The following is a 24,301-nucleotide window of genomic DNA, read 5'->3' as shown; positions in this document are numbered from 1 at the left end:
TATCGCTCCATTTCCTTGTTTTTCTGTGTGTCCGTCAGGCAAACAGATCCGCCCCACTTCCGTCTTTCGGAATCGTCAACCAGTCCGCCTTTTATCCGCTATCCTCTCAACACCATGAATGAATATCTTGACAATATGACAAGGATGTCATAAAGTTTTGTTATAAACATGACATGGTTGTCATGCGCGATGGGTCTAACTATTTTTGTGTACTAAATGACCACCCAGTAGCTGGAGGAGGAAATAACTTGCCTAAAAGTACTTTCTTTAATTTGAGCGAAGAGAAGAAGAAGAAAATATTCGATGCAGCTGTGCAGGAGTTTTCAAAGCAGCGTTTCAGCGACGCGTCCATCAACCAGATCGTCAAGAACGCAGGTATACCTAGGGGCAGTTTCTACCAATATTTTGCCGACAAAGAAGATATCTATCTTTACGTGGGGGAAGAAATGGCAAAGGATATAAATGAGATTCGAGGAAACCAAGAAGCCTTCAACTCAAATGCCAGCTTTTTTGAAATCATTATGCAACGAGCCAAAGATACCTTTAAAGTAGGTAAAATAAGACCGGAGTATTGCAAAATAGGCGCGTTGACGGAGACTGATAACAGCGAATTCATCCTACAGCTTCTGAGAGCATCCGCTGAAAAGCACATCAAAATAATCGAGCGTGATAAACAGCGCGGCCTTATCAAACCGGAAATCGACTCCGAACTGGTTATTAAAATAACTCACACCTTCGTTTTTAATGAATATTTGTACTCAGGGTTTGACGAGACCCGTTATTTAAAGAAAGTGGAAGGTGCAATCCAAATAATCAAGGAAGGTATTGCCGTCCATCAGGATTGATTGAACATATTGATTCACGGGTAGGGACATCAAGTTTAAGGGGGGTTAAAATATGAGTTCACATGTACTTGAGTTTGGGGAGATAGATAAGACAAAGTTCGCTTTAGCCGGAGATTAAGCCAATATAGAGATAATTAATTGGAGGGGATATCAATGAAAAAGAATAAAACGAGTTATTCCGCATCGATAATTACCTACTGTCGAGCCTATCATGCGGCGCATGATGAACTCAAGATATTTGATGACTTTCTGGCCAAGCACTTGCTTACAGAAGAGCAACGCACAAACTTCGACGGGATGATATATAAATCTAATAAGGCACTCTATTATATAGGCTCCCGCAAGGCTGTTCCCTCCATCATAAAATTATTCCTTCCCCGACGTGTTAAGCGTACTTTTGAAGCGATTGCTCCCCAAGACTTGAACCTGATCTCCAGCCCAACGTCGGCCGTGGATTGGTATATGCATGCGCATGGCGCTCCTGCCTTGGCAGTCAGCAGGGCTCGGTATACTGAAGACAGTTTGGCGGAGGTTGTCAGGAAGGGAGGCAGGCAATACGTGATTTTGGGAGCAGGGATGGACACCTTTGCCTTCCGTTGTCCAGAACTGATGGAGAAGCTCCAGGTGTTTGAGGTGGACCATCCGGCTACCCAGGCTTTTAAGCGTCAACGCCTCACTGAATTGGGTTGGGAGATTCCCAAGCAGCTACATTTTATTCCGGTAGATTTCACGCGCCAGAAACTTGATGAGGAACTCAAGAATTCATCGTATGACCCGAAAGCCCTGGGATTCTTTAACTGGCTTGGTGTCACTTACTACCTGCCCCGTGAAACTGTATTCGATACCCTGCGCACAGTTGCAGGCATCGCCCCCACAGGCAGTACGGTTATTTTTGATTACCTGGATGCCGATGCATTTGACCCTGTCAAAGTAGCTCCGCGGGGACAGTGGTTTTTATGGTCTCATAAAGCAGGTGAAACAATGAAATCCGGGTTTGAACCGTCGGCATTGTCTCACGACTTGGCCGCTTTAGGGCTGCGTCTTAAGGAGAATCTAAGCCCTTCAGATATTGAAAAACTTTACTTCCAGGGACACCCAGGCAACTATCATGCCCAGGAACATGTTCATTTTGCCTGTGCGATTGTGGAATAGCATGGGTAATTATGAAATATTGAAGAGGAAAAATACGTGTGGTTACTTTTAGCAAACTTATGAGTTCAATGATCCTCATTTTAGTCGAACAAAACCGCACAAACGAACCTAAAATGGCTACTGTATGCTTCCATAAATGCAGGGGCATCAAGTTTCAAGAGGTTAAATATGAGTCCATATGTACTTGGTTTCAAGGAAATAGATAAAACCAAACCCGCCATAGTAGGCGGCAAGGGCGCTAACCTGGGGGAACTGTCCAGGATGGAAGGGATTCGTGTACCGGAAGGCTTTTGCGTTACCACTGAAGCCTATAAAAGAATCATAGAGGACCATCAAGAGCTAAACCATCTTCTGGATCACTTGTCTCTTCTTAGGCTGGGCGAGCCGGAAAAGATTAGCCAGATCAGCGCGAAGATCCGAGCAGTTATTGCAGAGACGGCTATCCCTAAAGAAATCGAAGAACAAATCGCCTCGTACATCACCTTGCTAGGCGAAAAGAATGCCTATGCGGTGCGCTCCAGCGCCACCGCGGAAGACCTGCCTGACGCCTCATTCGCTGGTCAGCAGGATACGTATTTGAACATTATAGGAAAAGACGCCATCCTTAAACATATCAGCAGGTGTTGGGCATCGCTGTTTACTGACCGTGCCGTAATCTACCGCATGAAAACCGGGTTTGACCATTGCAAGATCCATCTGTCTGTGGTCGTACAGCAGATGGTTTTTCCCCAGGCTGCAGGAATTATGTTTACCGCCGATCCCGTCACCTCCAATAGAAAGATCCTGTCCATCGACGCCGGCTTCGGTCTGGGAGAGGCACTGGTCTCCGGCCTGGTGAATCCTGACAGCTACCAGGTACGGGAGGGCATAATCGTCGACAAGAAGATATCCACCAAAAAGCTGGCCATCTATGCCCTGGAAAAAGGAGGTACCCAGAAACGGGAGACCCTGCCCCAGCAGCAGAATAAGCAAACCCTGACCGACGGGCAGATTTTACAGCTTGAAGGTCTGGGCAGAAAGATCGAAGCCTGCTTTGGCTCGCCCCAGGACATTGAATGGTGCCTTTATGAAGATGCTTTCTACATCCTTCAGAGCCGCCCCATCACTACCTTATACCCCATACCAGATGTAAACGACGGAAAGAACCGTGTATATATATCCTACGGCCACCAGCAGATGATGCCCGAACCCATTAAACCATTGGGAATGTCCTTCTGCCAGATTTTTCTCAAGGATCATACACTAGGCAAAGCCGGTGGAAGGTTATTTTACGAGTATAGCAATGACCTTGCCTCCCCGGTGGGGAGAAAAATAGCATTGAGAATGTTTGGACAAATGGATCCTCTGATAAAAAACGCCATGCTAAATTTATTTAAGCGAAAACAGTTTTTAAAGACTTTGCCGCGCGGGAAGAGAGTAATAAGCGGACAAGAGGCCCTATCCTGGGCGCTTCCCATTCAGGCCCTAAAGATCTACCGCCAGGACGACCCCACGCTTGTGAAAAATATCATTTCCCGCAACGAGGGGTCGCTCAAAGATCTGCAGGAAAGGATCGCCAACATATCCGGAGACGAACTGTTTGATTTTATTTTACAGGACCGTAAGCGCTTAATGGAAATCATAGGTGACCCCAAAAGCGTCGCAGCATTCATGGTCGGGATGCTGGCGGCAAAGTGGATCAATAAGAACATGGAAAAATGGCTGGGGGAAAAAGGTGCAGTCGACGTACTCTCTCAAGCGGTAGACAATAACATTACATCCGAGATGGGGCTTGAACTTTTGGATGTGGCGGATGTGGTCCGGAATTATCCGGCAGTCATTGAATATTTTCATCATACCGGTAATGAGACTTTTTTTGAGGGCCTGGTCGGGTTGGAAGGCGGCGAGGCGGTCAGCCAAGCCATACAGGCGTACCTTGCAAAGTACGGCATGCGTTGTTCCGGTGAGATCGATATCACTAGGCCCCGTTGGAGTGAACAACCGACCGCGCTCATTCCTATGCTCCTCAACAACATCAGCAACTTTGAGCCAGGTGCCCACAGGATTAGGTTTGAACAGGGGTTTAAAGAAGCGAAGCAGAAGGAACAGGAGCTTTTAAGCCGCCTGGAGCAATTGCCCGGCGGCAAGAGAAAGGCCAAAAAGACGAAGAAGATGATCAGAATTGTGCGCACTTTGATCGGCTACCGGGAATATCCCAAATATGCCAATATCCAATGTAACTACATTTATAAGCAGGCACTGTTGAAAGAGGCCGGAAAGCTTGCGCAAAAGGGAATTATCCGGCAGAAGGAGGACATTTATTACCTGACCTTTGAGGAACTCCGGGAGGCAGTAAAAATAAACCGCTTGGATTACGGCATTATCACCAAGCGAAAAGCGGAATACGAGTTCTATGAAAAGCTGACGCCGCCGCGCTTAATGACCTCCGAGGGAGAGGTCATAATGGGCGAATACGATACCGGCAACATTCCCCCAGGTGCTTTGGCAGGTGTACCTGTTTCAACCGGCGTCATAGAGGGCCGCGCACGGGTCGTTTTAAAACTGGAGGACGCTATTATGGAGGAAGGTGATATCCTGGTCACCAAATTCACCGACCCGGGCTGGACACCGCTCTTTGTAGCCGTCAAAGGACTGGTGACGGAAGTAGGCGGGCTGATGACCCATGGATCTGTCATTGCGCGTGAATATGGTATTCCGGCCGTCGTGGGAGTGGAAAATGCCACCAGGCTGATCAAAGACGGGCAAAGAATTCGTGTGAACGGAGCGGAAGGGTATGTAGAAATATTGTAAGGTGCTCCAGACGATGTTTAGAGTCCGAGAATCCGACGGCAGCGGAGCTGGCTGATCCCGAGCATATCGTCATCTGGTATATCAACGGCAGCGGCCAGGCGGTCTCCGTACCCGATGGGCGCTACGACCCGGCCAGCGGCGCGGTAAGCGTTACCACCACTCATTTCAGCTACTACGCTGTGACCTACGTACATAAGACCTTCGATGATCTGAATGGCGCGGAGTGGGCCAGGAAGCCCGTTGAGGTTTTGGCTTCCAAAGGCATCATCAACGGCAGCGGGGCAAATACCTACTCACCGGCAGCCGGCATCACCAGAGCCGACTACCTGGTGCTGCTGGTCAAGACCCTGGGACTGACGGCGGACTTTAATGAAAACTTCGATGACGTGCAGCCGGGCCTTTACTATTATGAGGCCGTCGGCGTCGCCAAAAAGATCGGCATTGCGGCAGGCGGCGGAAACAGTCTTTTCAGCCCTGAGGAGACTATCTCCCGCCAGGATATGATGGTATTGACAAGCCGCGCCCTGGAAATATGCAAAGGCGTGCCGGCTGCGGGCGATACAGCTGTGCTGGATCGATTCAGCGACCGGGCGGATATCGCTGCTTATGGGGTAGAAAGCCTGGCCAGCCTGATCAGGGCAGGCCTGATTTCCGGCGACATGGATAAGCTCAGACCCCGCGTCCAGAGCACCCGCGCCGAGGCGGTGGTATTCCTGTACCGGGTATACAAGCAAGACTAAGAACACGTTAAGCAAAAGCCCCGAAGTGTTTTATCCGCACTTCGGGGCTTATCATAGTGTGTATGGATACATTCTAATGGGTGAAAGTCCCTTGCGGGGCTGACAGCACCAAGCACATAGTCAGTGGCAAGGCTTCCCTCGGCGACGAGGAATTTACAAGATATTTTTCCCTCTGCCTTGACGTATTTGGCCCTGGGACATTTACATATAGCCCGGAGGATAAGAGCGTCTGGCTTTATACGTTACTACGCTAAGAAAGTTAAGCACGATGAAAGGTAGAAAAAGACTGATACTAAAAATACTTATAGGAATTCTGAAACCATATTCTAGCTATATTCATATCATCTACCGCTAATTGCATATTAAATTCTGCTGTTGTTAAAATTTGGATTTCATCGCCATATAATTATTATTAACTAACCGGGGAGGCTCTTTTTTTTATGAGCGCTGATATTCTGAACCTTGAGCAAGCCATTGAATTTTTAGGAGTCAGTGAAAAAACGCTGATTAAACTGCTCCGCGAAGAACACCTTCCTGCCCGTAAAATTGGCCGGGAGTGGAGATTCAGCCGGGAAGCCCTGCTTCACTGGCTGGCCTCCGGGGATTCCATCAACTATATCAATCGAAACGAGCGATACATGATTTCCGAAGATGTACCCGGCACATCTGTCGCCCTGTTTGACAAAATCGGTGCAGCCATAACTGCTGTAAAGGAGAATGACAATAATATTAGAATTCTCCTGCAAGAGTTGGACAGCGACATCATCATTCCGCGGGAGGCCACCCTGCGTATCAGCTATAAGCAGCAAAGAGAGGTTGAAAAACTGGAGTTTAAAATCTTTTGGGAACTGCGCGAGGGGTCCAAACTGGAAGCCAATCAGAAGCATGTTTCGCCCGCTAAAAGCACAGAATGAACCACCAGGAATGCGGATTAATGAAAAAGACTTTTTCTTATGCCTAAGAGTATCGGCATCCGCCCTGCTCGAAATTTTATTAAGTTGTCTCGTTGGGGTATGAGAGAGGGTGCGTTGCATATGGATAGTAAAAATGGGCAGAGGCTTACATCAGCCGTTAAAGTCATTGTTTTATTCGGCGTTATCAGCCTGCTGGGGGACATGGTCTATGAAGGCGCCCGCGGAGCCAACAGCCAATATTTCAATCTGCTCAGTATCAGCGCAGCTCAGGTTGGCCTGGTATTCGGCATCGGAGAGTTCCTGGGATATTTTTTAAGATTGTTTGCTGGCGTCCTGTCAGACAAGAGCGGCAAACACTGGATCTTTATTTTTGTGGGATACGGCATGCTGCTTGTTGTACCTTTTATGGGCTTTACGATGAATTGGAATATTCTCGTCATCCTCATTCTGATGGAGCGAATCGGAAAATCACTGCGCAATCCCGCCAAGGACACGATTTTGTCCGGAGTTGCTGAAAACCAGGTCGGCATCGGGTTTGCCTTTGGCCTTCAGGAAGCTCTGGATCAGATCGGAGCCCTGGCCGGACCTCTGATTTTTACATTGGTTTTCTTTATTACAAGCCAAAACGGAATTCCGGAATACCAGTTAAGCTATAAATTGCTTTTTATCCCGTTTGCTCTGCTGATGCTCTTTGTGGCCTATGCCTACCGCAGCATCCAACGAAACCATCTCATCACCGACATAAAAAAGAAAGAATTCCGCTCAGAGCGGCTTCAACCAATCTTCTGGATATATACGGCTTTCACCTTTTTCTGCACCCTGGGATTTGTCAATTTCAGCATCATCGGCTATCATCTGAAAGCCAATAATATGATGTCCGATGGCAATATCACGCTGCTGTATTCAATGGCTATGGCGGTAGATGCCATAGCTGCGCTGCTGGTCGGCAAAGCCTATGATCGCATGAAAAAGGAAAAGGAAATGAAAACGGGAGGCCTGGCTGTTCTGATGGCTATTCCCTTTATTACGCTGCTGCTGCCGTTTATGACCATAAGCAACTCGATCATACTGATCGTTATCGGCATGGTTATTTTCGGTGTGGTCATGGGAACCCATGAAACCGTTATGCGCTCGGCCATTGCCGATATTACGCCCTTTCATAAACGCGGTACCAGTTACGGTGTTTTCAACGCCAACTACGGTCTGGCCCTTTTGATCGGGTCAGCACTGATGGGGTGGCTGTATAGCCTGAATCAAACGGGGCTCATTATTGCTTTCACTTGTATTGCAGAAACAGTTGCGGTTTTTCTGTATTTTAAAATGGTCCATACGGTAAAGGCGGGCGGGGAATAAAAAGGCAGGGAGATTCCGTAGGTTACCCTGCCTTTCGTGCTATCCTGGTGTATTACTTTTTGATGGGAAAATAAATTTCGGTTACATATTCACTGGGCGGAACGTTGTCATCGCAGCCTTTGATGTACAATTCAAAGGGCGGTCCGGAAACGGTGTACCCCTCCCTTTCAATCCATTCCATCAACGCCGTGTAGCACGGAGTGAAATCGTCATAGGGGCCGATATGGGTGGCAAAGCAGCAAAGTCCCGGAGCAAGCCTCCGCACCTGCTGGCCGCTGCCGCCCGCTACCTCCACCCCGACTTCAATATCCGTGCATTCGTGATTGAATTCTTCATCATGGTAGACGGATAGGAACGGCCCGGTAGGTTTCAGCCGGTTCTTTTCCAGCCCGGCGCATAATGTGCCAAAGGCTTCCGCAAAATCTCGAACACTCATTTTCCGTCTGAGGGAATAGATGGTTTTGGGCTGCACCTCCACGGTTTTCACCAAATAATTCGCTTGCATTATATTCTCACACCTTTCTATTTTCTCAATGTCCTGCTCCATCTGCAGCAGGAGGTGCTGCTGGTCGTTGATTTGCCGCAGGAACTCCTCTTTTTTGGCTTGCAGGAGTTCGGCCAGATGACAGTTGTCCCTTGTGACCAGAACAGCGGAAATCTCCGGCAAAGAGAAACGATACCGCTTCAGCCTCGAAATCAGCAGCATGTCCCGAAGCTGAGAAACCTCGTAATAGCGGTAACCGGAGTCCTGGCTGACAAATCCGGGCTTGAGCAGCCCGATCTGATCGTAATAGCGGAGCGTTTTGGTAGACACTCTGCTGATTCTGGAGAATTCTCCGATTGTAAGCATAGAATCACCACCCAATGGCATTTTGAACATGTTCTGATTGGAGTATACGGCTTCCAGTTAGGGCAAAGTCAAGCGCTCTTTTTTTTATAAAATTATCTATCCATTTGACAAGAAGGAAGGGAAAACAACCTTGCTCCATGCTTTATTGGTATGAAAATCCATGAAACATGGAAAATAAAAATTGAAAGGCCCATCATTTGGGGTATTATCAAACGTTATATACTATAGGGACCCCCCTGTATATTTACATGAAGCGTCCTGATGGGCGGTATAAAGAATCTCCGGCGTTAATAAATCCTTAATGATTTCTCATGCAGAAAATAACAAATGAATTTATAGAATTTGATAAAATTCTATATCGCTTCAACGGACCGGAAAGGAGTTCGGTTTTATGAATGATAAAATTCTTGTCGTCGATGACGAACACGATATTGCGGACTTGATAGAAGTCTATCTGCAAAATGAGAACTATACTGTTTTCAAGTTTTATTCTGCTAAGGATGCTTTAGCCTGCATCGAAACAGAAGAACTTGACCTTGCTATTTTGGATATTATGATGCCGGAGGTAAACGGCTTTGCTCTTTGCCGGAAAATCCGCGAGAAATATACTTTTCCGGTTATCATGCTAACGGCCAAAGACGAGGAAACCGACAAAATCACCGGCTTAACTTTAGGCGCCGACGACTATGTCACAAAACCGTTCCGCCCTCTCGAATTGGTTGCCAGAGTAAAGGCGCAGCTGCGCCGGTACAAAAAGTACAACCCCTCCCAAGAGGGGACGGATACCGGCCCGGTTCTGTCCTATTCCGGGCTGGAAGTAAAGCCTAAGACCCATGAATGCCTGCTGAATGAAAAGCCTGTTTCGCTGACCCCTACGGAATTTTCCATACTCCGCATTTTGCTGGAGCGCAAGGGAACCGTCGTAAGCGCCGAAGCATTGTTCCATGAAATATGGCGGGACGAATATTACAGCAAAAGCAATAACACGATCACGGTTCATATCCGGCATTTGCGTGAAAAAATAGGCGATACCGCAGACGAGCCGAAATATATCAAAACCATATGGGGAGTGGGGTACAAAATTGGTTAAGAAAAGTCATCCAATAGAAAAGAAATTACGGCTCCGGCTATATATAACCTTGCTAATCTATACGATGGCTGGTTATGGCTTGGTGGTGCTGGCCGACTATGCGTTCAGTCGGTTTTCCAACCCATTTTTTGCATGGCTTTATTTGAGAACTAGTGTTATCTACTTCCTGTACCTGGTGATCGGCTTTTGTTACATCTTCTATCATTACTGGAAAATGCCCTGGGGATATTTGCAGGAAATCATAGATGCTACCCAAACTGTGTATCAGCAAAACGATAGTACCATAGAATTGTCCGAGCCGCTAAAGGACATGGAAAAGCAGATGAACCAAATTAAAATGTCTGTCCTGTTAAGCCGGCAGGCGGTAAAAGAGGCCGAGAGCAAAAAGAACGAATTGGTGATGTATCTGGCGCATGATATCCGGACGCCGCTAACCTCCGTTATCGGCTATTTGAGTTTGCTCGATGAAGCACCCGACATGCCGGTTGAACAAAAAGCCAACTATATAGGCATTGCGCTGAAAAAAGCGCAGCGGCTGGAAAAGCTCATCAATGAATTTTTTGAAATTACACGCTACCATACGCAGCAAATCAAGCTGACCAAAGAGAATGCGGATTTATACTATATGCTCGTACAGTTGATTGATGAATTTTATCCTGTCTTGTCTGCCAAAGGAAATTCCGCTATTCTCCGCGCAGATGAAAATTTGACGCTTTATGCGGACTCCGAAAAGCTGGCTAGAGTGCTCAACAACATTCTGAAAAACGCTGCTCAATACAGCTATCCCAATACGGAAATTATTATTTCCGCCAAGACGGACACCGACAAAATCGTAATTGCCTTTGAGAACCACGGGCCGAACATTCCGCCCGAGCAGCTATCTGCCATTTTCGAGAAATTCAATCGTCTGGATGACGCCCGCAACTCAGACACGGGCGGAGCGGGGCTTGGCCTCTCTATCGCGCAAGAAATCGTCCATTTGCACGGCGGAGAAATCTCTGTCCATAGTGAAAATGATACCGTTACATTTACAGTGTCGCTGCCAGCTCCATCTTAGGGAAATATCGATGGGACATTAGGATTTTCTTAGGAATTTATCCGGCTCCTCTTAAAGTTTTAGGCGCCCTGGTTCGGTACGATAGGTACTGAGCAAGGGCGTTTGCTTTTGTAACACGGAGAAAAGGAGAAATGACATGGAACTGACGACCATACACCTTAGCAAACAGTTCAAAGATAAAACCGCAGTCGATGATGTCTGCCTGAGCCTTACGCCCGGCGTATGGGGCCTGATTGGCGCCAACGGGGCCGGTAAAACTACGCTAATGCGGATGATTGCAGACATTATGAAACCGACCGGCGGTAAAGTCCTTTATGATGGCAAGGACATTCACGCCATGGGAAAGGAATACAGAAACCTGTTCGGCTTTTTGCCGCAAGAGTTTGGCTTCTTTCATGATTTTACTGTTAGTGATTACTTGGAATATGTTGCTGCGCTTAAGGACGTGCCGGCAAGAAAAACCAGAAAAAAGATTGATGGTCTGCTGGACACCCTCACCCTGGCCGATGTGAAAAACAAAAAAATCGTCAAGCTGTCCGGGGGCATGAAGCGCCGGGTCGGGATAGCACAAGCGATGCTGAACGACCCCCAAATCCTGGTTATGGATGAACCGACCGCCGGCCTTGACCCCGGCGAGCGGGTTCGTTTCCGCAATTTCATTTCGGAATTTTCCCATGACCGCATCGTTCTCATTTCAACGCATATTGTGTCCGACATTGAGTACATCGCCACCCAAAACGCCATTATGAAAGCCGGGAAAATTCTTGATGTGGGCACAACCGACGAATTGGTGAAGCAAGTCGCGGGAAAAGTTTGGACTTGCATAGTGCCTGCCGACAAGCTGCCTATATATGAAATGCAGTTGCGCATTATCAACCAGCGCGGCGAGGACAACCATCAGGTATCCATTCGCTATTTGGCCGATGAAGAAAAAATCAGCAGCTCCGTTATGGCTTCTCCGCGCTTGGAAGATTTGTATCTGTGGCTATTCCCGCAAGAAGATAACAGCAAGGAGGGAAAATAACCTATGCGTATCTATTGGCTGGAAATGAAACGTGTGTTGAAATCACGCCGCGCCTTGACTTTACTGCTCATTGCGCTGGTAATGTCGTCAGGAATGGCTTGGCTTCCCGTAATGTTTGAATCCATCAATTATCAAGATGAAAACGGAAACATTGTTGAGTTAAATGGTTTGGAGGCGATTGCCTATAAAAAGTCGATTCGCTCCGTCCATAATGGCGAAGTCACCCCGGAAAAGCTCAAAGCCGCCTTGAAAACCTATCAGCGCACTGTTTCTCAATATGGAGAGGTTGGCAGCGAGAATTTTCCGTTGGCTGTCTATACGGAAAAGATTTCTCCTATCAGGCCGCTTTTAGGAAGACAGGTGCAAGAAGCATTTGCTGACCACAAGACCGGTATGGCAGCAGATTTAAAGGATATATCCCCGGACCAATTAGACCGTTTTTATGAGCAAACGGTGCAGCACCTAAAAGATTTCATGCAATTAGAGCAAAAGGGATCAGCTGCACAGGAGCAGGCTCTGAGAAAATACGCAGAGGTAAAAACACCTTTTCTGCTATATGCCGGATATTCAAGGGACGCCTTTGATTACATCGGATTTTTCATTTTTGTATGTGTCATCCTTTGTACCGCTATGGCTGCGCCTACGTTCTCTAATGAGTATCAGACGGGTTCGGACAGTGTTTTGCGCTGCACAAAACATGGACGTTCCCGATTGGCGATTACAAAAATCGCAGCCGCTTTAACGATTTTTGTTGTAAATTTCGTTGTGTGTATTTTTCTGCACTTACTCATTTCAAACCTTGCCTTTGGGCCGGAGTGCATGAAAACATCCATGCAGATGCTTTTCTCTGCTATCAGCCTTCCTGCTCTTAATCTCGGACAACTGCAAGTTGTTATGGCAATCGGCGGCCTACTTTCTTTGCTGGCAACGATTAGCTTCACATTGTTTCTATCAGCTAAATGCAAGGATTCGCTTACAGTCATCCTGATCGCCTTTGCATCGTGTTTGCTTCCCATTTTTGCGTATTCAACCTTGGGTGAAAACTGGATTAGTTCTATTTTGCCATCGGCAGGAGTTGGAATGAAGAATAGTCTATTATATCAACTGATTGACCTTAACTACCTGCATGTTGGGCAAATAAGCCTTTGGACGCCTTATGTGATAATGGCGGCCGCGGCGGTTGAAATCCCGGTATTCCTTTTCCTTGCCGTACGCGCCTATTGTAAGCATCAAGTCGCCTGACAGGGAAAGCTTTTAATAGGTTGACTTGATGCATCATGAACAACCGCTCAACGGGAAAGCAAAAACTGTCATTTCGGCGGCTGGACAGCCAGAACTTACCAACATGTCCTATCCCTGGGCGGTTTCCGGCGCTAACCATGCCTGGAGCAGAATACGTTGTCGAAGTCATAGTAGCGATACCTACGCACTTACAGTAATATAAACATGATTGAAAATTGGCAATCCATTATCCCATAAGGTAAGAAAATAATCTTCCGTTAATGTTCTATTACCTGGTAATGCGCCATTTTCATCGGATGATTTTTTTGAGTCATAGAAATACAATTCTTTCTCCGTGGTATTATATCCCAACAAAGTCATGTAATGTTGCCATTGCAGTCCTTGGCCTATTAATACGATTACAGGATTACTTTTGGTCAGTCTGGATTTCAAATTCAGCAGGTTTCCGCGATATATTTCTGGTTTCAAATCAGATTCTTGAATATAAATGATCATTCCTTTGGGAAGCACATAACCGGAAACAGGTATTTTGAATCGCATATGCTTGTATACCATATCAGACTCAGCTTCATGACCAAAATGCCTCACAACAAATGCACTGGAATATGCTGCACATTGGCCAGGAGGCTGCAATTCAAATTGGTTATTCGTCGTTATATAAAATTCAGATGGACAGTTCAACGTATCAGTGTCGCTTTGGGGAAGAGGGAGCAGACAATAAATAGCTCCGATAAAAATAAACGCTACCATAATCAACCCAAAGATTACTTTCTTATTATTCATAAAACCAACCTTCACTTTTAGGCTCCGAAACCGTGCTTTCACGTAATTATACAATAAATGATGTTGCTTTTGACTGAATTCTTTGCCGTGACCTTCTTAAATGCGATTTGCAGACATTGATAGCAATACCGGTGATCCAAGTTTTTTCAGAACACGCTCCTTTGAATTTATCCCGGTTTTGATACACTTTGATATAGGTATCCTGTACAGCATCTTCCGCTAACTGCAAGTCATGAAAATAGAGATAGCACATCCGCAAAAGACTATTTCCGTATTCATCAATCAGTCGTTGCATATCAATTGCATGATCATTATTCGGTACCGAAAATTTCTTCAACCATCTTCCGCCTCCTCGTAATGATTAGACGCCAAAGCGGGGCAAAACCCTACATTTTTCCAAACATTGCCGGAGCGTTTCCCGTTTCTGAACGCTGAATTTAACCGCCCAATAATTGCCGCAATCAGTCCCCGTGTTCCTCCTGTGCTTTCCCGTGTTTCCTTTATGACCTGCCCGAAAGCCGAAAAATTTTATAGATCACTAAAGGGCGGAAAAATTGCTAATCCCTACGAAATTATATATAGTATTGAAAATTGCTCAAAAATTCTGCCCCCTGCAATTCTAAACAAAAGGAGTTCATTAACATGGCCAAATGCCGGAGCGTTTCCCGTTGCCGGGGGCCCCGAATTTATTCCGCCCCACAAAATACCCACAAGCTGTTCGAGAAGAAATGGTATTTGATCCTCTGGCAAATTAAAGATTCCAATTTGTCAATGAGATTAATGAGCGTAATCGGTGATTATTTTATATTATGGGAGCGTCCATTTATGAAAGAAAACAAGCTGTTGGATCCGGTGAAAGCCATCCTGGTCGTTTATTTGGTATGCTTCGTGTTCAGAGCAGTTGAATACATGGTTATCCGTACGGATCAAAGCATCTTCGGTGAGGCGTTTATACATAAACTGGCCGGTATCCTTGTACTCGCGTTGGCAATACGGTATTTCTCACTCAAGTGGTCGGAAGTAGGTTTCACCGGCAAGTCAGTAGGAAGAATGGTACTCTATGGTCTGCTGCTAGGTGCAACCGTGTTCATGATCGCCTATGTAACTGAGCTTTTTATGCAGCTGTCAAGAGGCAACATTCCTTCATTAGAAATCTATGTGACCAGCTATGGAATTGATGGAAATCAGGGCCGACATACAGGTCTGTTGTTTTTTGTTTTTTGTATAGTTGGGAATCTCATCAATGTGGCTATGGAAGAAGGTATTTTCCGAGGCTTGTTCATTAAGCTAGCGGAAACAAGATATTCATTTATAAAGGCGGCTCTTCTATCCTCTATCCTCTTTGGTATCTGGCATATCGCAGCTCCTGTGCGCAGTCTGTTGGACGGAGAAATGAGTACAGGCGGAGCGATGATCTATTCCCTCATGCTTGTGTTAATAACAGGAATTACCGGAATAAAATTCTGTTTGCTGACTAAAATTACCGGTTCACTTTGGATGCCGATGGCTGACCATTTTTTCAATAACACCATCATTAATCTTTTACATGTCGCAACGGCCTCTGGCGCGGATGAATTGCAAGTAATCCGCATTACCATTGCTCAGACCGTATCGTTCCTGCTCGTTCTTTTCATCTATTGGAAAAGCGGGGCACATCGCAAACAGACATTTCGTGGATATTGGAAAGAAAATCTATATCCTATCCGATAGTGTTAAATGTTGATGATTCCCTTTGAGCGCCGTTGCCATATGCTCCTCCTTCCCGCACGGGCAGGCAACCACGCCTATACTACCGGAACTTTGTGCAATCGTAAGTGCTACTTTCGCTAGCAGGCCGGAACTTAACTTTTCACTTTACAACTTTTCATTTTGTTCGTTGAGAAATGGTATCTCATTCTATACCAAGTCAAGGATCAGACGATATACGTTGACTATATTGTGGATTGTAAACAGGATTATGGATGGCTGGTACGAGGCTTTGCTATGTGACATAAATGCAATTAAATAATAAGGAAAGAGCCTGCAAGGAGGGATTGCTTTGAAACACAAAGAAATTTTTAATAGATTAACTGGAGTAAGCTGTCCTGTGTTTGGAATATCTTGGAATCCACCTGAAGGCCAGAGAAAGATTGCAGAAAATCATTATATTTCTTGAGTCAAAACGAGTCCTATCCTATATTTCCTATATGAATTATCCGGTGAAATATTAGATAAAAAGGCATTGAGCAAAGGAGAAAGCTATGTTTGGAGCTGGTTGGCTGAATTTGGGAAGTCTTTTACTTGGGCTGATTGCATGGATACTTCCTGTTGTTAATCTTGTGCAGCACAATAAGGCTGACCACAGGAACTGGGTTGCCTTTTCTGTAGCAAGCGTCAGTGCCTGTGCCATCTCACTGTGTATGCAAATTTTCTATACCGATCATCTGGTAAAGATAGAGGATTGGTCAGCGCTTATGGATACTTCCTCTGCGGTGGCATTAGTCGCCACAGTACTTCTTGCAGTCACAATTATACTTAATGCAATTACATTGGTTGTATATTCCAGGAAAAGTTAGGACTGGTGAATTCCAATTTGTCGGAGGCATACTCATGAACTATAAAGGCCTATGTTGCGGGATATGAAGATAGAGGACGGGAAGGAGAGAACAGTATGAAAAAGAGACTGATTGGTGTGTTGGTGTTGGTGACACTGCTCATCAGTACTATGGCGAGTACCTCAGTTGCTTCATTTGCTGCAGGTAATAGCGTAAGCATTACCTTGCCAAACTTCAAGGTCATCATTAACGGACAGGCGGTAAATAACGATTATAGCAAGTACCCGCTTATCGTTTATAAAGACATTACATATTTTCCAATGACTTTTAGTGATTGCAGATTTTTAGGCCTTGAATCTACGTGGACAGGTGATAAAACTGGACTTTTGGTAGATGCGACAGGTGTTACGGCAGCCTATAATCCATATCTATCATCGGCAAAGAATATAAAAAATTATACTGCAGAAATTGCAAACTTCCCAATTAAGGTAAATGGTAAAGCTGTAGATAACAGCAAGGAAGAATATCCACTTCTTTTATTTAGAGATATTACATATTTCCCTATGACTTGGAAATATAGTGTGGGTGAGTTTGGGTGGGATTATAAGTTTGATGGCAAAAATGGACTTGTTATCACATCGAAGAATGCAAAGTTAGATCAAATTCAGATTCCTACGAATAGGTTGGCTGAGCAGTATGGAGACTTTGAAGGAAAGAATAGCATAGCGGTTATGGCTAAGAACGGTTACGCCTATTACGTGGATAATAAGGGAGCCGTAATGCAAGCGCCATTATCAGACATAAGTAAAGCCAAGAAGATTTTTCAACTTGAAATCTGGTCATATGGAGATGGAAAGCAATACGACCGTCACGAATTTTACGAAGAGAACGGAAAAGCAATGCTGTTTTTTCACTCCGGTGGTGCTGTAATGGGCTCGGATCATAGATACTTATTAAAGGAAGATGGTACAGTGCAAAAAATTCAAAGCAGCTATTATGAGACCACCTTGATAAGAGATAGGCTTTATATGTACTGGATAGGTCCTACCCCGGGTCCGGGAAATTTGAGAGTTCAAGATATCGATTATTCAGAAGATAGTAACAGAAGCTTGGGATCAGCCGACTATTGGTACTATTTTTTAAGCGATGTCGAAGGATTACCGAAGCTTGAGCTTATAGGGAATGAACTCTATGTGAGGGCGGCAAAAGTTGCGCAGAATCAAGAAGGTGATGGCAGTTATAGTTTAGAGAACCCCGCTGTATATAGAGTTAATATATTTACAAATGAGGTGACCAGGATAAGCCAATCCAAAGAAAGGGTGGTAAATGCCCAGATAGTAGGAGAATCTCTTTACTATTTGTGCTCTAAAGGAGAAGGTGAGCAGCGTATTTATAGTGTATATAAGCATTCTCTTCAAGATGGGACTGAGGCCCTTATAGGTAATTTTGAAGGCGAAGACTCTTGGCAGCTTAAATTTGCAGTAGTAGGAGATCATGTTTATTATTTAAGCCGGGAAGCTTTATATCGTATAGGAGATAGTGAAAGTTTGAATCCGCAAGCAGAAGCGATATCCATGAATATTACCGGGGATGAAAAAGAATATTTAGCCTGTACATTCAGGGAAACTCCAAACTCAAAATACAGAGTAATGATATTTGATGAATCAGGAGAAGTTGTGTTTAAAACCGCTGACTGCGGCAGCAATGTTGTAGTAGAAGGCAGTACTTTACATTTTTATAACATTACAACCGAAACCCTTTGTAAAACCACAATTAAATAGGCTATATTCAATTCAATGTACAAAAAAACAGACAGCTATAACCCGCGATTTGTTCCAGCAATACTTATCAGCAATGAACCTAATGAAATATGATATGGTCCAATTTTGCTTTGTCTATGCGGGCGATATGATCCGGCAACTTTCCCGCTTTTGGTAATCAAGCGTCAAGGCGGGAATACCCCGCTTTGACCATCTAATTAAGCTTTGTCTCCACTCCGGCTTTTTGGCCGTACCAGGTGTTGTTCAGGGCAGCGGGGTCTTTCGTAAAGATCTTATCGTATGCAAAAGGTACGATAACCTCGTTTTGCATGCTGATGACGCCCCATTTCCCGCCTTTCCTGACCGTGATAAGCTCCCGGTCACGGTCAAAATAAAGGTTATAATAGTCGGTGTAATAGCCGGTATCGCCGGTTTTTAAAAGCTGCCCGAAGGCCTCGTATTCAAGGGGCACAACCAGCCTGCCCGCCAGGTCATAGGCGCCCCACCGGCCGTCCTTTTTCACCGAGACGTATTTATCGAAATACAATTCATATTCAGGCGGTCCTATTTGCGCCTGACCCGACCAGGTCATGACCTCTTCAAACTCCACGGGTATTAATGCTGTCAGCCTGGTATAATCAATCACCGCCGCGCCGAGCTTGCGGTCGGCTCCGGAACCTTTGGCCAGCAAAAACAGACCTTTTCTAAAATCGACGCTGTCGATGGCAGAATACTCCGGCTCAAGAATCTTCTCTCCGGAGTGGGCATACAACCCGCGCAGTTCTCCGCCTCGCCCGTCCGGTACTGTAACCATATAACCGTAAGGCGTGTACGATAAGGCGCCGTTTATAGGGCCTATGAAGGCTCGGCCGTCACGATTCATTACATAAGCCTGGTGGTCTTTATATACCACATATGCTCCAAGCAGAATATATTTGTCAAAGCGGAGCCGGCCGTCGAGCTCGAAGATAAATCCGGATAAATCGGCCACCCTTTTGGCTCTTGCGGCCTCGGTTTTAAAGGTTGTGAAGCTGACTTGGCCTTGTGCCTTACCATACCCATAGTCTCTAATGTCAATCCGGGAGTAAAAAAGGAAGGGTATGGTACTGGCGCTGATATAGTATTGGCTGTCTATGACCAGCGCCTTTCTGACCTGTTCCGGCTCCAGCCACGAATCGCTGTTGGATATGGCCGTATAAACATAGGCGTCGTCTTGGTACTGAAAGCAGATCAGGCCCTCATGGAAGGTGGCCACACTGCGGCCTGGCGCTATTTCGAGCCCGTCGCCCGCCTCCTTTTCAAAGGCTTCCACGACTTTTATCCCCAAAATCTGCCCGAGCTCCTGGGCATTAAAGTATATATCATTGCCGTCGTAGCGGTACATAAGCTGATCGGAGTATTTAACCTCCTTTTCGTCAAGGGTCAGGGCAATCTCATCCTCCGTTAAAAAACGCCCTGCTTTGGATAAATCAAGCAGGTTGCCGCCGATGACGTCGAAGCCTCCGTTTTCTATCCAGTTGGTGTCGTTTTTAAGCTCTACGTAGTCTTCGGCATGCGCTGCGTCGAACCATTGAACATCGGTGGGATACTCCAGGGCGTACCAGGCGCTGGCGCTTTCACCGATGGTATGCCTGCCGGTGGCAGGGGAGAAAGGCACTCCATCGTTCTCCCACTTGCTTTTCGGGGAATAGACATATATCCTGAACAAAGTTCCGATGTACCCGTCATCTTGACTGCCGATCTGTTCGACCGTCAGCTTGTGGCGTACCAGGACGGTGTCGCCATGCTCGGTTATGATATACCGGCCGCGCCAGCTTTCAGGAAACGTCAGGGTAAAGCCGTATGCGGTATTGGTATATAGCTGGGAATCAGCGGTTTCCATATCTGTAAAAATTGCTTTATCCGAAGCGGTTGTATCTGCATTCGCGACGGGTTCATCATTCCCGCTGAGGGGGCCGCACCCGGTCGTAATGATCGCCAGAACTGCTAATACTATGATAAAACGCATAAGTTTAAGCTTATTGGCTGCCATTATTTTATTCAAAAACTCCCCCTCCTATCTATAAAGATATCTTAACATCTATTGCTAAACATGATGCAATTCATCCCTAATATTTCATAAAATACAACTTTGCGGGGCTAAGCCAAAGCTATTATTCAGTTGTTTTGGGCCGGATTAGATCAATGATAATCCGGCCATTATCATAGTGAATAAAGTGGTTGGATTTCACCGCAACAGATTCGGCTTGATCTCTCACCAATGTACCTGTGCGGAATACCGAAAGCAGGAGTCCAATAAGGAACATATTGGTAACCAGAGCCATTTTCCCATAAGAGATAAGCGGCAGCGACAGCGGAGAAAGAAGCATAAAGCCTAGATTCGAAGCAATATATAGGATCAACTGCACGGCGAATGTCGAAACAATCGCGGTGGAAGTCAAAAAACCGAGTACGCTTTTCTGCTTGTTGCAAAGCATAGCCGCGCGAATAATAAAGGCCGCGAACAGCGCAATGATGCCTAAAAGCGCTATCCATCCGAATCTGTAAATCAAATAGGTCAGCAAATAATCAGTATTGATTGCAGGTAAAATACGCGCGCCTAAAATGTTGGAGGCATCTACGGCAACCATATAATAATCCATTGGCATACCGCTGCCGATAAACTGCGAGTGGGACAAAATGCGTTGTACGGTAGTTCCCATATATCCAATCCCTTGCGGGTCAAGAGAGGGATTGAATACGACGCGCAGCCACTCGGCTCTATACCCCGCACCCATCAGCATGAAGAAAAAAGACATCGACAAAACTACGGCAGTGGGGATATACAGGATGAACAGGGCCGATCGTTTTCTCACATTAAACCAGCCCTTTAAAACAGCGGCCGTCAACAGAATAAGACAGGAAATACAAAGTAAAAAAAGAATGCCTGAACTGGGTACAAGCATGGATAGAAAGGCGGGAGCCACAAACGCCGCCCCGCAAAAAATAAGACCGCCATAGCCTTTATTTCTCATGCTGTAAACCAATCCGGCAAAGGCGGTCGAGAACAGCAACAGCGGATAAATCGCATATGATGCTCGGCCAAGTACTGTCCCGGTAAAGAAACAACAGACAACAGTTATCGCACAGAGCGTGAAAAATACAATCCTGGGGTATTTGCCAACCACAGTGAAATCGGCGAAATAAGCGGCCAGCATCACGCTGACGGCAATACCCGCCCATACCATCTGCTGTTCCAAAGTCCATGCCCCGTCAAAAGTGGAATCGATAAAAAATTGCACTGCAAAGCCCAAAAGAAGCATAAGGCCGGTCAGGGCAAGCAAGGTCCAATCCGGTTTCGGCCTGTGGGCGTGGTCAAGCTGCTCCCCGACCAGCACAGGGTCTCCCATCTCCGTGATGGCTTTATCGGTTGCCGCCTCTTCATCAAGACCCTCTTTTTGATAAGCGTTTTTTTGGTCGAGTATGTGGTTTTCTATTTCCTCCAATACAATAGGCTGCGCTCTCTTCCACCGTATCTGCTGGCGCACGGTTTCTAAATACCCGGTGATCTTGTCAGGCTGATGCAAAAGTGGCACCCCCCAAAACAGCATTTACAGCGGAGGTATATGCCTTCCATTCCTCTTTTTTCGCCAGCAAATAATTGCGGCCCTTTTTGGTGATGCTGTAGTATTTTCGCACCCTTGCATTGCCGGCGGTCTTCTCGTAAGAAGTGACCAGTTCTTTTTGTTCTAATGTGTGGAGCAGAGGATATAATGTTCCCGCTTTTAGCGCAAAAACATTTTTTGATTTTCGGTTCAGTTCTTCAATCATCTGATATCCATACATATCCGTATCTTCGAGCAGTTTTAATATAAGCATGGTTGTGCTTCCCGTTAACAGGCTTTTATCGATTGCCATATTCGCACCTCCATATATAGATCATCTATATAACATCGTATATCGACGATCTATATATGTCAAGGATAAGAAAACCAAAAAGAAATCACAATCACAAGCATCTACGCAAGACACGAGAATATTATGCACGACACTGCTGAAAAAGAAGGCCAACTCTTCCTGGAGTGAAATATGTAGATTAGGTTAAAAGAAATATTTTTAAAGTAGAAAAATATTGTTGCAGAAAAACTTCTTGGTTGTCCGTATTCTTGAAAGATATTGTTAGAGAGAGGTGCCATATGAAAAAATCTAAATTACGGTTATGGACGGTAATGGCTATATTTTTTCTGATAGGAGGCGGTTTAAGTACACCCGTTTTCGCTGACCAACCGGCCATTACGGTTACGCTAAACGGTCAAATACTCGAATTGCCTGAACCACCGCGCATACAGAGAGACGAGAGCAATTATTTATGGCTGATCGTACCCGCGCGGGAGATCAGCAACGCTTTGGGAGCCAGTGTGGCCTGGGATTCAGCCGCTAGTGCGGCTACCATCGTAAAAGGTGATCAAACGATTATTCTTAAACCAGGTGATCGGAAAGTTTGGGAAAATGGTAGTCAGGTTGAACTTGCGACCCCGCCACAAATCATAAACGATCGCCTGCAAGTCTCCCTTAATTTTCTGGCATCCGCTTTAGGGGGGCGGGTCAAATGGGACCAGGGTGCATCGGTGGCGCAAATCACCATCATCAGCCAACCGGTCCAGCTTCCCGAGCCGGAACGGATTGAGCCGGCGGCTTTCGATGCGCGAGTAGCTTTCACCAGCGACGGCCACCTGTGGCTGGTAGATGGCAGACAGGCTGATAGCGCACCAATTCGTATAACAGCGGCTGGTCCGGTGGAAATCGTGGGCTGGTCTTCAAATGGTGAATGGTTAGCTTATTTGCAGAGCGATATTAGTGATGAATATGCCAGTAAGCAGTATATTTGGGTGGTAAAAGCTGACGGGACTGGTGCTATACAGTTGGATGAAAGACCAGTCTATATTACTCCATCCTGGTCGCCGACAGAGAATCTGCTTGCCTATACCACTCAAACCCCCCAAGAAGGGTATATTCCAGATGGTAACCTGAAAATTTCCTCTTTTAAAACCGGTGTGGTGGCCACAACAACCTTGTGGCCACAGAACAGTGAAATCATTGAGAGTTTGGCCTGGGCACCGGATGGGCAAAGTTTAGCCATTTCTCTGCCTAGAAATGAAAAACAGCCTTTACGAATTGACCGGATTACATTAAAAGGAGATCATATCAATCTACTGACCTTAGATGAAGCCGGTAAAATGGAAAACGAGATCTATACCCGAGCCGCCACCGGGCTAAAGTGGTCCCCGGACGGATACTGCCTGGCCTACTATTTAAAGCCCAATTCGGGTTCATTATCGGCCGACGGGGTCGCCATACAAGTGCTGAATATGCCACAAAAAAAGCCGATCGATCTGGGCGGTGGATTGGCCTATCTCCAATGGTTTGATTGGGCGCCTGACAGCAGTCAACTGGCTTATATTGCAGGTGGTGGCCGGGAAGCGACTACTCATAAACGTTTACATATCTTTGACGTGAAAACTGGCCAAATTACTGATTGTGGGCAAACTGAGCAGGTTGACACCCAACCCAGGTGGTTATCAGCTCCTGCAAACGGCATTTTCTTCTGTAGAGGAACAGAAACATTGGGCTGGGAAGGCCAGGAGCAATTTGGCGTCCTGGTTCCGGGGCAGCGAATTTGGCATAGAACAGCGGACGGTAAAGAGTTAGCTGTCACAAACGGACCGGTCGATACGGCTGATTATGCCCCGCACCTTTCCCCTGATGGTCAGGGTTTATTATTCCTCCGGTTAACCGCCTATAATTGCGGCTCATTGTATTATCAGCCGATGGCAGGCGGAGCTCCCAAAGAATTAATTCGTGGTGTCAGCGGGGAACCTGGCTACTATGGCAATTACTATCCTGAGTGGATTAATATTTATTAGGGCCGTCTAGTCTTGGCCGATATACGAGGCTAATGTCGCACTTGATGAAACTTGAGTTAAAGGAGAGTTATCCGAATGTCTAAAAATATGGTTGTAGCATTCTCCTGCTCCTCACGCATGGTTTCATCGTAATTCGGGTTCTAACCCAGACTGTACGGAACCATCACTTTACACGAAACCAGTAGATGATATAGCAACAAATGAGTATAATATAATTATAATTTTACTACAAGGAGTTGGCACCATGCAGATTAAACCGTCCGC

Annotated in this window: 20 protein-coding genes; 14 read left to right on the top strand and 6 right to left on the bottom strand. The window is 45.9% G+C overall.

The window, feature by feature from the left end; genetic code table 11:
* Window positions 1–248: 248 nt before the first annotated feature.
* From B2633_RS10830 to B2633_RS10805, 6 genes are all read left to right on the top strand, one after another.
* Entirely contained in the window at window positions 249–845 is a 597-nt protein-coding gene (locus B2633_RS10830; RefSeq protein ID WP_483170670.1) for a TetR/AcrR family transcriptional regulator, read from the top strand.
* A gap of 153 nt (window positions 846–998) precedes the next feature.
* Complete coding sequence (locus B2633_RS10825) at window positions 999–1,997, top strand: class I SAM-dependent methyltransferase (RefSeq protein WP_483170669.1); 999 nt, start codon at window positions 999–1,001, stop codon at window positions 1,995–1,997.
* A 168-nt stretch (window positions 1,998–2,165) separates the two neighbouring features.
* On the top strand, window positions 2,166–4,787 hold the full coding sequence (gene ppsA, locus B2633_RS10820; protein WP_483170668.1) for a phosphoenolpyruvate synthase: 2,622 nt from the start codon (window positions 2,166–2,168) through the stop codon (window positions 4,785–4,787).
* A gap of 179 nt (window positions 4,788–4,966) precedes the next feature.
* The gene (locus B2633_RS10815) at window positions 4,967–5,527 is read left to right on the top strand and encodes an S-layer homology domain-containing protein (protein ID WP_483170666.1); all 561 of its coding nucleotides are present in this window, start codon (window positions 4,967–4,969) and stop codon (window positions 5,525–5,527) included.
* A gap of 440 nt (window positions 5,528–5,967) precedes the next feature.
* On the top strand, window positions 5,968–6,441 hold the full coding sequence (locus tag B2633_RS10810; protein WP_483170665.1) for a helix-turn-helix domain-containing protein: 474 nt from the start codon (window positions 5,968–5,970) through the stop codon (window positions 6,439–6,441).
* A 120-nt stretch (window positions 6,442–6,561) separates the two neighbouring features.
* Window positions 6,562–7,794: an MFS transporter gene (locus tag B2633_RS10805; RefSeq protein WP_483170664.1), complete on the top strand. Its 1,233-nt coding sequence runs from the start codon at window positions 6,562–6,564 to the stop codon at window positions 7,792–7,794.
* Window positions 7,795–7,846: 52 nt separating this feature from the next.
* Here the strand turns inward: B2633_RS10805 and B2633_RS10800 are convergent, their stop codons facing one another.
* Complete coding sequence (locus tag B2633_RS10800) at window positions 7,847–8,644, bottom strand: MerR family transcriptional regulator (protein WP_483170663.1); 798 nt, start codon at window positions 8,642–8,644, stop codon at window positions 7,847–7,849.
* Between the two features lie 391 nt (window positions 8,645–9,035).
* On the opposite strand from B2633_RS10800, the gene vanR reads away from it, so the two are divergent.
* The 4 genes from vanR (at window position 9,036) to B2633_RS10780 (ending at window position 13,057) form a co-directional block, all read left to right on the top strand.
* Window positions 9,036–9,734 (top strand): VanR-ABDEGLN family response regulator transcription factor, encoded by a 699-nt coding sequence (vanR, locus tag B2633_RS10795; protein ID WP_483170662.1) that lies wholly within the window; start codon window positions 9,036–9,038, stop codon window positions 9,732–9,734.
* A gap of 64 nt (window positions 9,735–9,798) precedes the next feature.
* Window positions 9,799–10,791, top strand: coding sequence for a sensor histidine kinase (locus B2633_RS10790; protein WP_483170661.1), 993 nt, complete (start codon window positions 9,799–9,801; stop codon window positions 10,789–10,791).
* Between the two features lie 136 nt (window positions 10,792–10,927).
* Window positions 10,928–11,815 carry an ABC transporter ATP-binding protein gene (locus tag B2633_RS10785; RefSeq protein WP_483170659.1) on the top strand — a complete coding sequence of 296 codons (888 nt, stop codon included), beginning with the start codon at window positions 10,928–10,930 and terminating at the stop codon, window positions 11,813–11,815.
* A gap of 3 nt (window positions 11,816–11,818) precedes the next feature.
* A complete protein-coding gene (locus B2633_RS10780) occupies window positions 11,819–13,057 on the top strand; it encodes an ABC transporter permease subunit (protein ID WP_483170658.1) in 1,239 nt (412 codons plus the stop codon).
* Window positions 13,058–13,237: 180 nt separating this feature from the next.
* Here B2633_RS10780 and B2633_RS10775 read toward each other — a convergent pair whose 3' ends face one another.
* The gene (locus tag B2633_RS10775; RefSeq protein ID WP_483170657.1) at window positions 13,238–13,840 is read right to left on the bottom strand and encodes a cysteine peptidase family C39 domain-containing protein; all 603 of its coding nucleotides are present in this window, start codon (window positions 13,838–13,840) and stop codon (window positions 13,238–13,240) included.
* 46 nt (window positions 13,841–13,886) lie between these two features.
* Entirely contained in the window at window positions 13,887–14,177 is a 291-nt protein-coding gene (locus B2633_RS10770) for an RNA polymerase sigma factor (RefSeq protein ID WP_483170656.1), read from the bottom strand.
* Window positions 14,178–14,665: 488 nt separating this feature from the next.
* Here B2633_RS10770 and B2633_RS10765 point away from each other — a divergent pair, with 488 nt between their 5' ends.
* From B2633_RS10765 to B2633_RS10755, 3 genes are all read left to right on the top strand, one after another.
* Window positions 14,666–15,550, top strand: a complete 885-nt coding sequence (locus B2633_RS10765; RefSeq protein WP_483170654.1) for a CPBP family intramembrane glutamic endopeptidase — start codon at window positions 14,666–14,668, stop codon at window positions 15,548–15,550.
* A gap of 530 nt (window positions 15,551–16,080) precedes the next feature.
* Window positions 16,081–16,395, top strand: coding sequence for a hypothetical protein (locus B2633_RS10760; protein WP_483170653.1), 315 nt, complete (start codon window positions 16,081–16,083; stop codon window positions 16,393–16,395).
* 95 nt (window positions 16,396–16,490) lie between these two features.
* On the top strand, window positions 16,491–18,155 hold the full coding sequence (locus tag B2633_RS10755; protein ID WP_483170651.1) for a hypothetical protein: 1,665 nt from the start codon (window positions 16,491–16,493) through the stop codon (window positions 18,153–18,155).
* Between the two features lie 193 nt (window positions 18,156–18,348).
* Here B2633_RS10755 and B2633_RS10750 read toward each other — a convergent pair whose 3' ends face one another.
* The 3 genes from B2633_RS10750 to B2633_RS10740 all read right to left on the bottom strand — a co-directional run bounded on the left by B2633_RS10750 (window position 18,349) and on the right by B2633_RS10740 (window position 22,031).
* On the bottom strand, window positions 18,349–20,178 hold the full coding sequence (locus tag B2633_RS10750) for a WG repeat-containing protein (RefSeq protein WP_483170649.1): 1,830 nt from the start codon (window positions 20,176–20,178) through the stop codon (window positions 18,349–18,351).
* A gap of 109 nt (window positions 20,179–20,287) precedes the next feature.
* The gene (locus B2633_RS10745) at window positions 20,288–21,724 is read right to left on the bottom strand and encodes a permease prefix domain 1-containing protein (protein WP_483170648.1); all 1,437 of its coding nucleotides are present in this window, start codon (window positions 21,722–21,724) and stop codon (window positions 20,288–20,290) included.
* Complete coding sequence (locus tag B2633_RS10740; protein ID WP_483170647.1) at window positions 21,687–22,031, bottom strand: PadR family transcriptional regulator; 345 nt, start codon at window positions 22,029–22,031, stop codon at window positions 21,687–21,689. Before B2633_RS10740 ends, B2633_RS10745 begins: the two co-directional genes overlap by 38 nt.
* Before the next feature lie 278 nt (window positions 22,032–22,309).
* Between B2633_RS10740 and B2633_RS10735 the strand changes: the two genes are divergently transcribed.
* A complete protein-coding gene (locus tag B2633_RS10735) occupies window positions 22,310–24,037 on the top strand; it encodes a copper amine oxidase N-terminal domain-containing protein (RefSeq protein ID WP_483170645.1) in 1,728 nt (575 codons plus the stop codon).
* Window positions 24,038–24,301: the final 264 nt, after the last annotated feature.

Origin of the sequence: Syntrophomonas sp. UBA1041 (assembly GCF_002316705.1) — a bacterium.
GTDB lineage: Bacteria > Bacillota > Syntrophomonadia > Syntrophomonadales > Syntrophomonadaceae > DTU019.
This window is presented reverse-complemented; position numbering and strand designations above follow the sequence as displayed.

Bases quoted from the DNA above. Each gene is read 5' to 3' on its own strand.
- B2633_RS10745 (WP_483170648.1), bottom strand. From the start codon at position 21,724: ATGCTGTTTTGGGGGGTGCCACTTTTGCATCAGCCTGACAAGATCACC.
- B2633_RS10810 (WP_483170665.1), top strand. From the start codon at position 5,968: ATGAGCGCTGATATTCTGAACCTTGAGCAAGCCATTGAATTTTTAGGA.
- B2633_RS10825 (WP_483170669.1), top strand. From the start codon at position 999: ATGAAAAAGAATAAAACGAGTTATTCCGCATCGATAATTACCTACTGT.
- B2633_RS10760 (WP_483170653.1), top strand. From the start codon at position 16,081: ATGTTTGGAGCTGGTTGGCTGAATTTGGGAAGTCTTTTACTTGGGCTG.
- B2633_RS10775 (WP_483170657.1), bottom strand. From the start codon at position 13,840: ATGAATAATAAGAAAGTAATCTTTGGGTTGATTATGGTAGCGTTTATT.
- B2633_RS10805 (WP_483170664.1), top strand. From the start codon at position 6,562: ATGGATAGTAAAAATGGGCAGAGGCTTACATCAGCCGTTAAAGTCATT.
- B2633_RS10790 (WP_483170661.1), top strand. From the start codon at position 9,799: ATGGCTGGTTATGGCTTGGTGGTGCTGGCCGACTATGCGTTCAGTCGG.
- B2633_RS10740 (WP_483170647.1), bottom strand. From the start codon at position 22,031: ATGGCAATCGATAAAAGCCTGTTAACGGGAAGCACAACCATGCTTATA.
- B2633_RS10800 (WP_483170663.1), bottom strand. From the start codon at position 8,644: ATGCTTACAATCGGAGAATTCTCCAGAATCAGCAGAGTGTCTACCAAA.
- B2633_RS10780 (WP_483170658.1), top strand. From the start codon at position 11,819: ATGCGTATCTATTGGCTGGAAATGAAACGTGTGTTGAAATCACGCCGC.
- B2633_RS10785 (WP_483170659.1), top strand. From the start codon at position 10,928: ATGGAACTGACGACCATACACCTTAGCAAACAGTTCAAAGATAAAACC.
- B2633_RS10755 (WP_483170651.1), top strand. From the start codon at position 16,491: ATGAAAAAGAGACTGATTGGTGTGTTGGTGTTGGTGACACTGCTCATC.
- ppsA (WP_483170668.1), top strand. From the start codon at position 2,166: ATGAGTCCATATGTACTTGGTTTCAAGGAAATAGATAAAACCAAACCC.
- B2633_RS10735 (WP_483170645.1), top strand. From the start codon at position 22,310: ATGAAAAAATCTAAATTACGGTTATGGACGGTAATGGCTATATTTTTT.
- B2633_RS10765 (WP_483170654.1), top strand. From the start codon at position 14,666: ATGAAAGAAAACAAGCTGTTGGATCCGGTGAAAGCCATCCTGGTCGTT.
- vanR (WP_483170662.1), top strand. From the start codon at position 9,036: ATGAATGATAAAATTCTTGTCGTCGATGACGAACACGATATTGCGGAC.